Source organism: Nocardia sp. NPDC004604, from assembly GCF_040609795.1.
Lineage (GTDB): Bacteria > Actinomycetota > Actinomycetes > Mycobacteriales > Mycobacteriaceae > Nocardia.
In genome coordinates, this window is sequence record NZ_JBEXLC010000255.1 from 1 (window position 1) to 7,104 (window position 7,104).

8 protein-coding genes are annotated in these 7,104 nt (G+C 65.7%); 2 read left to right on the forward strand and 6 right to left on the reverse strand.

Annotated features, from left to right (window positions below; genetic code table 11):
• The 4 genes from ABZW16_RS42395 to ABZW16_RS42410 all read right to left on the reverse strand — a co-directional run.
• Positions 1–577 (reverse strand): alpha/beta fold hydrolase (locus tag ABZW16_RS42395; RefSeq protein ID WP_354961815.1); only part of this gene is annotated, 577 nt, incomplete at its 3' end.
• 27 nt (positions 578–604) lie between these two features.
• A complete protein-coding gene (locus ABZW16_RS42400) occupies positions 605–1,072 on the reverse strand; it encodes a hypothetical protein (protein ID WP_354961816.1) in 468 nt (155 codons plus the stop codon).
• Positions 1,073–1,339: 267 nt separating this feature from the next.
• Positions 1,340–2,041: a cupin domain-containing protein gene (locus tag ABZW16_RS42405; protein WP_354961817.1), complete on the reverse strand. Its 702-nt coding sequence runs from the start codon at positions 2,039–2,041 to the stop codon at positions 1,340–1,342.
• Positions 2,042–2,194: 153 nt separating this feature from the next.
• Positions 2,195–3,358, reverse strand: a complete 1,164-nt coding sequence (locus ABZW16_RS42410; protein WP_354961818.1) for a serine hydrolase domain-containing protein — start codon at positions 3,356–3,358, stop codon at positions 2,195–2,197.
• 461 nt (positions 3,359–3,819) lie between these two features.
• Here ABZW16_RS42410 and ABZW16_RS42415 point away from each other — a divergent pair, with 461 nt between their 5' ends.
• Positions 3,820–4,704: an NAD(P)-dependent oxidoreductase gene (locus ABZW16_RS42415; protein ID WP_354961819.1), complete on the forward strand. Its 885-nt coding sequence runs from the start codon at positions 3,820–3,822 to the stop codon at positions 4,702–4,704.
• A 64-nt stretch (positions 4,705–4,768) separates the two neighbouring features.
• On the opposite strand, the gene ABZW16_RS42420 is transcribed toward ABZW16_RS42415, so the two are convergent.
• Complete coding sequence (locus ABZW16_RS42420; RefSeq protein WP_354961820.1) at positions 4,769–5,818, reverse strand: LLM class flavin-dependent oxidoreductase; 1,050 nt, start codon at positions 5,816–5,818, stop codon at positions 4,769–4,771.
• Positions 5,818–6,330, reverse strand: coding sequence for an SRPBCC family protein (locus tag ABZW16_RS42425; protein WP_354961821.1), 513 nt, complete (start codon positions 6,328–6,330; stop codon positions 5,818–5,820). The genes ABZW16_RS42420 and ABZW16_RS42425 overlap by 1 nt, the downstream gene beginning before the upstream one ends.
• A gap of 116 nt (positions 6,331–6,446) precedes the next feature.
• Between ABZW16_RS42425 and ABZW16_RS42430 the strand changes: the two genes are divergently transcribed.
• Positions 6,447–6,977, forward strand: a complete 531-nt coding sequence (locus ABZW16_RS42430) for a helix-turn-helix domain-containing protein (RefSeq protein WP_354961822.1) — start codon at positions 6,447–6,449, stop codon at positions 6,975–6,977.
• The last annotated feature ends 127 nt before the right edge of the window (positions 6,978–7,104 follow it).

Genomic DNA, 7,104 nt, shown 5'->3' on the forward strand with positions numbered 1-7,104 from the left:
GCAGCGCGAAGTCGTGATGCCAGGTATCCGGGCTGACCAGGCTCTCGTCGGCGACCCCCGTGAGGTACTGCCACCTCGTGGTCTCCAGGGTCAGCGCGGTGCGGATGTTGGCCTCGGTCTCGGGCGTCTGTGCGCGCTGGTAATCCCAGACGGTGGTCCAGAAGCTGTCCACGAAGCCAGCGTCGTAGCCGTTGCCGTTCTGCGAAATGATCGCGGTAATGGCCTGCGGATCAGCCAAAGCAAGGCGCCAACCGATCGGCGCACCATAGTCCTGCACGTAGATCGCGTAGCGCGTCACATGCAGCTGTTCGAGCAACCCGGCGGTCAAGTCGGCCAAGGCGTCGAAGGTGTAGTCGAACTCGGCTACGGAGGGAGCGGCGGACAGCCCGAACCCGAGGTGATCCGGTGCGATCACATGGTATCGGTCAGCCAGCGCGGGGATGAGGTTGCGAAACATGAACGAGCTGGTCGGGAAGCCGTGCAGCAGCACGATCGCCGGGGCGTCGGCGGGACCGGCCTCCCGATAGAACAGCCTCTGGCCTTGCACGGTCGCGGAGCGGTGATGAACAGCGGTCATCTCTGACTCCTCTTGCCCGTTATGAGGTCACGAACGTTCCGCCGTTCCCGCGCCGCTATTACGAGCTTCGACAGCCTTGACGGTCTTATCCAGCGCCTGCTTCAAGACGCGCTTGCCGACCGTCCCGACCACCACGCCGAGCAACCGACCCCTGAGGTTCTTGCCCTCGCGCACCACGACAACATCCATATCGGTCTTCCCGTCGGGCCGGCGAGCGAAGGAGTATGTGTGGCCCGAGTGGCCGCCCCATATGTTGGAGTCGGTGGTCGTCATGACGACGCGATCGGGGTCCGACCAGTCGTAGTGCAGGCGTTCCCAGATGCCGCGCGACCCCTCGGTGACGTCGGCCTCGTTGCGGCCCTGGGCATGCACCTCGAGATATTCGTCGGTGCTGTTGCCGAACAGCTGTGAGCGGCCGGGCCCGAAGTCGGTCAGCGCCGCGACAAACTGCTCCGGCGTCGAGCTCGTCGTCTCCTTGAAGTGAATGGTGGACATATCTGCTCCTTAGTTTTGGCGGGATGTCCTTCCAGCGTGAAGCGGTTGCCCGGCGCCGTCACCGCGGTGACGGGTGATGACGAGATGCCTGCTCTCGATCGATTGCCTACCCCGCGAGGATCGCGCCACACCTTTCGCCTTTCGGCTATTCGGATGCAGTTACCGACCCGCAACACCGTCGGCTGGACCAACCAGCTCGCACGCCCGGTGATTGCCGTACCTCGATTCGGCCGCTGCCCAGTTGTGGTAGGAGGCCGCACTCGACGTTCAGCGGCGTTTGGTGATGACAACGGGGGCGATGTCGGTGGGTATGGCGTCGAGCGCCGAGGCGGGGATGCCCAGGGTGGTGGCGAGCACGTCGCGTGGGATGGCGTTGAGTGCGGCCTTGATTCCGATGTCGTCGGAGCCTTCGCGGACGCTGGTGTTGAAGATGATGAGTACGTCGAGCGGCATATCGGTGCGAGCGTTCTCGAAATAGTGGAAAAAGCCCTGCGGCGCGAATACGAGATCGCCCTGTCCGGCTTCGAAGACGTCGTTGCGGTAACTACCGTCGAGGTGCGTGCCGAGGATGGTCCATTTCGCGGATCCGGAAACGACGTAGTTCAGCTCCCAGGCGGTGGGGTGCCAATGCGGTTCGCGGATGCCGCCGACTTCCAACCGGACCAGGTAGACCGCGCCGTTCTGTCCGGACAGCACGGGAAAGTTGTCTTCGGTCGCACCGCGCAGGTTGCCGCCGTCGAATTGCTGCGGTTCCGCAGCGGTGATTTTGAACAAGTGCCGCGCGTTGTTGAGATTGGCGTTGATCTCGTTGGTAATCGCCAGGTCCGTCTCGTTGGCGGCCCGGGACAGGTGCGCGGCCACCGCGCCGCCCACCCCGGCGCCGCCGAGCGCGGCAGCGCCGGCACCGAGCGCGGTCCGGCGGTTCATTCGGCCCTGGTGATCCTCGCCCGCATCGTCTTCTTCCGGCATGTCGATTCCGCTCTTTTCGGGTCGTCGGATCAACAACGCTATCGCTGACCAGGGACGACGGCGGATCGGCGCGCCGGATCGGAAACCTGGGCCGCCGATGCCACATTTGCTCGCCGTGGTTGCGGTGGGCGGTGATCGGTCGCAACTGTCGGATCAGGCGACCGCGCAACTGATAGCGGCCACTGCGGTGGAAAACTCGTCGTTGGTCTGTTCGGTGTTGACACTGATGGTTGCCGCGGTTCCCTTGGGCGTGGCGATCGCCAGGGTGCTGAAGCCGGGAATGCCGCCGGAGTGCCCCCAGACCTCCTTCACTTCCTTCCCGCAAGGCATCTGAAATCGGATCAGGCCGAGGCCGTAGGTCATCTCTGTCGAGGGCGACATCGGCATGGTTTGTTCCATCTGCGCGAGTTGTGTTGCCGGAAGGAGTTTTCCGGTCACCAATGCGGTGAAGAACCGGTTCAGGTCGGCGCCGGTGGAGATGATCGCGCCGGCAGCGCCGGCCCACGCCGCCTCCGAGTCGGTGGCGTCGACCCACTTGCCGTCGACACTGCGGTAGCCGAGCGGATGCGGATCGCGCAGGCCGGTGTCACCGGCCAACGGGATGTAGGTGTCGTGCAGTGCGAGGGGTTCGAGGATGCGGCTGCTGATCTCGGCGGCGAGCCGATGGCCGGTGATGTGTTCGATCAGCATGTCCAGCAGCACGTAGTTGGTGTTGGTGTATTGAAATCGCGCTCCCGGCTCGAACTGCGGCGGCATGCTCATCGCGATGCCGACCAGGTCGGCCGGTGTGAAGTCGCGGTAGGCCTTGCCGTCGGTCGTCTGATCGAGTTGCTGAGGCAGCTTGTGCGCGGGGTCTTCGGGGGCAAAGTCCGCGAGACCGCTGGTGTGCTGGAGCAGTTGGTGCACGGTGATCCGGTTGCCGTCATTGCCGTTGCCTTGCACCACACCCGGCAGGTACCGCTCGATCTGGGCGTCGAGTTCGACGGTGCCCTCCGCGACGAGTTGCAGGACGACCGTGGCGACGAAGGTCTTGGTGACGCTGCCGATTCGGATATGGGCGCGGTCGGCGTAGGGCGCTCCGGTGGCGAGGTCGCCAGCACCTGCGGTGACAGTGTGCTGTCCGTCCGGTCCGCTGATGACGGCCTGCGCGCCGGGCAGACCAGAGCGGACCAGGTCGGACAGCGCGTCGGAGACCTGTGCGGGCAGCGGTGCCGCCGTACTCGGAGTCGCCGTGCTACCGCCGCAGCCAGCCGTGGCCAGCAGGGCTGCGGCGACGATGGCGTACCGGCCGCGCCGCCGAAATATGCTCGCACCCACGCTGCTACCTCTCTCCACCAGGCGACCAAGGTCATTTCGAGATGACAACTACGACGGTAGACACGAGGTACACCCACGCCTATCCGGTAACCCCGGAGTTCGCCCTACCTCCACGGTCGTACCTCCCTGGTTTCGCCGTAGCCCGTAGGTGGTAGGTGGTCGAAAAATGTTGGACCCCTTGGGCGGTTTCCGGACAGGATGCTGCCGGTCGTCGTTACGGAGGTTTGCTGGTGGATGGGCGCTGATGGTGTTGGCGCACTGGTACGGCAGTGGAATCACCGAGCGAAACGCAGGCGTAGCTGCTCGCTAGCGAAAATCGCATCTCGAGATAGACCGCGGCGATGCCCGACAAAGGGGACGATGAATCCGGCTCGGTCGGCATCGGCCCAGCTGCACGGCCTTCGACCAGAAAGCGGCCGCCGTTGAGTCGGTCGGCTGACGATGACAACGAGGAGTGTGCGATGACTGGAATGACCGTTGGTTTCGTCGGGCTCGGCGCGATGGGGCAGGGCATGGCCGCCAGCCTGCTTCGGGCAGGCTATCGGCTGCTGGTCTGGAACCGCTCCCCCGAGCCGGTCGCCGCGCTGGTCGCGCAGGGCGCCGACGCGGCCGGGCGGCTCGCTGACGTGTTCGCCGCCGAGGCGGTCGTCTCGATGCTGGCCGACGACCAAGCGGTCGAGCAGCTGCTGCTCGACCCCGAGCTGTTGGTCGGTGCGAAGGCAGCGCTGCATCTCAACATGGCGACGGTCTCGATCGCGCTCGCCGAGCAGGCCGAAGCCCTGCACACCGAGCACGGCATCGGCTACGTCGCCGCGCCCGTCCTCGGCCGGCCCCAAGTGGCCGCCGCGGGCGAACTGAACATTCTCGCCGCCGGCGAGGAGACGGCGCTGACGAAGGCAGCACCGCTGCTGTCCGCGATGGGCCGGCACACCTGGCATTTCGGCACTCGCCCCCACCACGCCAACGCCGCGAAGATCAGCGTCAACTTCCTGATCGCCTCCGCCATCGAGTCCATGGCCGAGGCGTGCAGTGTGGCCGAGTCCCACGGTGTCCGGCCCACCGACCTGGTCGAAATGCTCACCGGCACACTATTTCCCGGGCCGATCTACGCCGGCTACGGCGCAATGGTCGCCGAACGCCGCTATGAACCAGCAGGCTTTCGACTCCCGCTGGGCCTCAAGGACGTCAACCTCGCCCTCACCGCGGGCGCCGCGACGAATGTCCCGCTGCCCTTCGCCAGCGTGCTGCGCGACGCCTTCCTCGACGCCCTCGCCCATGGCGACGGCGATAAGGACTGGGCCGCCGTCGCCGCCGTGACTCGCCGCCGGGCCGGACTGCCGAGGTAGCGTGGTCACGCCGGGCAGCGGCCGATCACCGATTCACGACGAGGCGCAAACGCGTCGGGGGCGCCTACGCTCGATCGCCAACCCCACGTATCAAATCGATTCCGCGGCCGAGGTTGTCGAGGCGCGCGTGCAGGGTGTCGCCCGCGGGATAGAGGCGAACGGTGTCGACGCCGGTATCGCGCCAGGTGCGCAGGCGGTCGCGGACCATATCCTCGGTGCCGATCAGCGTTGTAGCCATGACCATTTCATCGGTGATGAGGGCTGCGGCACCGTCACGGTCACCGCTCTGCCAGCGCTCGCGCACCCGAGCGGCGACATCGGCCCAACCTTGGCGGCTGTAGGCGTTGTTGTAGTAGTTGGTGGTTCCAGAACCCATGCCGCCGAGGGAGAAGGCGAGCTCCTGCTTGCGGCTGCCGACAACGGCCGCCAACTGGGCCGCGTCGGCGACGATATTGATCTCCGCGCCCTGGCAGATATCGAGATCGGCGCGGGTGCGTCCGGATCGGGCCAGCCCGGCGTCGAGATGGCTGAGGTAGGCTTGCGCGCCCTCGGGGACGAAGCTGGTGCCCAGCCATCCGTCGGCGATCTCGCCGGTGAGTTCCAGCATCTTCGGCGACAGCGTGGCGAGGTAGATCGGCACTGCGACGGGCTGCATGCTCAGCCGCATCGGACGGCCCTCGCCGCCGGGCAGCGGAATGGTGAAATGATCCCCCTGGTAGGCGATTTTGTTGCCCGTGAAGACCTCTCGGATGATCTGCACGGTTTCGCGCATGCGGGTCAGCGGGCGCGCGAACGGAACACCGTGCAGGCCCTCGATGACCTGCGGACCCGAGGCGCCGAGACCGAGCAGGAAACGCCCCTCGGAAAGCTGGGCCAGGGTCATGGCCGTCTGGGCGATCAGCACCGGGGATCGGGTGCCGAGCTGAATGACCCCGGATCCCAGCAGGATTCGCTCGGTGCGCGCCGCCAGAAAGCCCAGCGGCGTGGCCGCGTCGGTGCCCCAGGCCTCGGCCACCCAGCAGATGTCCAGGCCGAGCTTCTCGGCTTCGACGACGAATTCGGTGAGCTCGGACCAGCCGACCGAAGAGCCTTCGATCGTTGTGGCGGTGCGCATTACGCCGCACCCTCCACCAGATCCTTGATGGCGGCCAGATTGGCTTTCATACCGGTCTCGAATTCACGCAATCGGACGAAGACGATCCTCTGCTCCTTGTCGGGCATGGCGTCGATGGCGTAGCTGAGTCCGGAGCGGGCCGGGCCCATTTGCGTCCATTGCTCGAGGACCGTGCCCGCACCTTCGGACCGCATCGTGAAACGCCAAATGCTGGAGGGATATTCGGGGTCGCCGACCGCCCAGGCGAAGCTGCGCTCCGGATCGAATTCAACAATGGTGCTGATCGTCTCCCAGGATCCCATCGCCTCGTGCGCGTTCTGCCCGCTGAACCGCACGCCCACCGCGGGGCCGGTCGCGCCGTCGAGCCACTCGACGGCGCGCAGTTCGGCGCTGAGGCGTGGCATGAGGTGGATATCGCTCACGCATCTCCACACCCGATCCGGCGGCGCATCGATGTAGGTCTGCACCGCCACGGTCGGGGTGTCCGCGTACACCTGCCCGGTCCACTCCACAATCAGCTCCTTCCATCGGCTGACGTCCATAGTTGCGTAAATAGACTTACCAGCGCAAGACTTGCTCTCGGCATTGAACAGCTGAGTCTCAATGAAAGACCAACTAGGATGACGACATGAAACGGACCTCGTTGGCGAACTGGCCCTGCTCCCTGGCCCGAACCATGGACCTGCTCGGCGACTGGTGGACGCCGCTGGTCCTGCGCGAGGCCTTCTACGGCATCCGCCGCTTCGACGAGTTCCAGCAAGAACTCGGCATCGCACGAAACACCCTTTCGGAGCGGCTGCGTCGACTGGTCGAGGCCGGGCTGATGGAGAAGTGCGTGTACGAGACCATGCCCGTGCGCCACGAGTACCTGCTCACCGAATCCGGCCGCGACTTCTATGGCGTCATCGCGACCATGACCGCATGGGGTGACCGCTGGCTCGCAGGTGCGGCCGGTCCGCCGATCGTCGCACGACACGACACCTGCGGTCACGACGCCGATGCAGAGGTGGTGTGCTCACACTGCAAGCAGCCGCTGGCGTCGCAGAACGTCACCCCGCGGCCCGGACCCGGGTACCCGCCGAAGTTGCTGGAGCGCCCCAATATTCGAGGGCGGTTCCACCTCGACGATCCGGACCGCCAGCCTGCCGACCTCGCCTGAGAGCACCTCTGTGAACTTAACGAGATCAGAAAGACGTTGCGTGCCAAGGAATTTGAACAAGAACCCACTCCAACGAGAGCGGACGACGCCGGTGCTTCCGATCGGCGTCCCAGACCATCCCCACCTA